General features: G+C 68.6%; 2 protein-coding genes. One reads left to right on the forward strand and one right to left on the reverse strand.

The window, feature by feature from the left end:
- Positions 1 to 735 (reverse strand): sulfite exporter TauE/SafE family protein (locus Q0629_RS07795; protein ID WP_298781040.1); only part of this gene is annotated, 735 nt, incomplete at its 3' end.
- A gap of 145 nt (positions 736 to 880) precedes the next feature.
- Between Q0629_RS07795 and Q0629_RS07800 the strand changes: the two genes are divergently transcribed.
- Positions 881 to 1,927, forward strand: a 1,047-nt coding sequence (locus Q0629_RS07800; protein ID WP_298781042.1) for an MATE family efflux transporter, incomplete at its 3' end; no start/stop codon positions are given.

Raw genomic sequence — 1,927 nt, forward strand, 5'->3', positions numbered from 1 at the left:
GGTGAGCATGATGGGCTTGCCCGTCCTGCCCCCGCCGTGCTCGAAGGAGCGGGCCCCAAGGTAGTTTCCGGCGAGGCCGAAACACGCGGCGAGCAGGCCGAGGGGAAAGAGCACCCGCCCGTTGATCAGGAAGACGGTGAGGGCTGCGAGGTTGCTCGCCATGTTGATGGACTTCGCGACGCCGTTGGCCGTGTTGAGGCTCAGATGGGCCGCTGCCGCCAGCAGGAGCAGCATGAACGTGCCGGCTCCGGGGCCGTAGAAGCCGTCGTAGGCCCCCAGGGCGAAGGCGATGGCCGCGCTGGTCAGGACGGTCCGCGTCTGGGGCAGGGGAGGGCGCTGGCGCACCAGCGCACGTCCCTTCAGCACGTAGAGGGCCGTGACCGGCAACAGGAACAACATCAGGAACTTGAAGATGCGGTCGTCGAGAAAGAGCGCCAGGTGTGCCCCAAGGTTCGAGCCCATCAGGGAGGCCGCCACGCAGAGGCAGGCGAGCTTCCACGGGATGAAGCCGGCGCGGGCGTATCGCGCCGTCGTCAGGGCGGTGCCGATGCAGGAGCTCAACTTGTTCGTCCCGAGCGCGAAGTGGACGGGCAGCCCCGCGAACAGGTAGGCGGGAAGGGTGATCAGCCCGCCCCCGCCCGTTATGGCGTCCACGAGGCCTCCCAGAAAGATCAGCGGGCAGACGATCGCTGCCTGATGCCAGAAGGGCAGCGCCTGGTACAGTTCCGGTCCCATGAAGAGATAACCTCCCTAAAAGCGAATTTTGTGCCCTATTTTACCCCTTAACCTTCGGTCATTCACCTCCCCGCGGGGTCGCTGCTCGATGTGCTATGATGGGCTTCAAAGTGGCTGTCGTGCGGAGCGCGCGCCTTGAGGGGGAGTGGACGGGATCGAACGGATGGACCTACTGGAAAAACTGCGCGGAGGGGAGGCCCTGAACCTTCGGGAGGAGCTCCTGCTGACGATGCGGCTCAGCGTGCCCGCCATGCTGTCGTACCTCGCGACCATCGTGATGGAGTACATCGATGCCGCGATGGTGGGGAGCCTGGGGGCCCGCGGGGCGGCCGCCGTGGGGCTCGTGTCCTCCAGCACGTGGTTGATCATCGGCCTTTGCGGGGCGGTCAGCGCGGGCTTCTCGGTGCAGGTGGCGCACCGCGTGGGCGGAGGGCGCGAAGCGGAGGCGCGGGGCGTGGTGCGCCGCGGCCTGGCGACGGCGTTGGCCTTCAGCCTCCTCCTGTCCGCCGTCGGGGCGGCGTTGAGCGGCTCCCTGCCCCGATGGCTTGGCGGGGAGGAGGATATCTCTGGGGATGCAGCCTCCTACTTCTTCATCTACGCCCTGGGCCTGCCCGCCCTTCAGATGAACTACATCGCGGGCGACATGCTGCAGAGCAGCGGCAACGCGCGCCTGCCGAGCACGATAAACGCCCTCATGTGCGTCCTGAACGTGGTCTTCAACGCGCTCCTGATCTTTCCCTCGAGGGTCGTGCCGCTGTGGGGCGTGGGCGTCCGGCTTCCGGGCGCGGGCCTGGGCGTGACGGGGGCGGCGCTGGGGACGCTCCTTGCCGAGGTCGTCAGCGCCGCGCTGATGCTGTTCTTCCTCCTGGTGCGCTCGCCGGCGCTGCGGCTGCGGCGGGAGCCTCCGGCGGGCCGGCTGAGGGAGGACCTCGTCCGGGCGCTCAAGATCGGCCTTCCTCTGGCCCTCGATGGGGTCGCGATGGGGAGCGCCTACGTCGCCTGCACCGCGATCGTGGCGCCGCTGGGCACGGCCGCCATTGCGGCGAACACCTTTGCCGTCACGGCGGAGGGCTTATGCTACATGCCGGGCTACGGCATTGAACTCGCCGCTGCGACGCTGGTGGGGCAGGCTCTGGGGGCCGGACGGGGGGAGCTGGCCAGGCGGCTGGGCTGGATGGTCGTCCTGCTGGGG

This window comes from uncultured Fretibacterium sp. (assembly GCF_938030725.1).
In the GTDB taxonomy this organism is placed as follows: Bacteria; Synergistota; Synergistia; order Synergistales; family Aminobacteriaceae; genus Fretibacterium.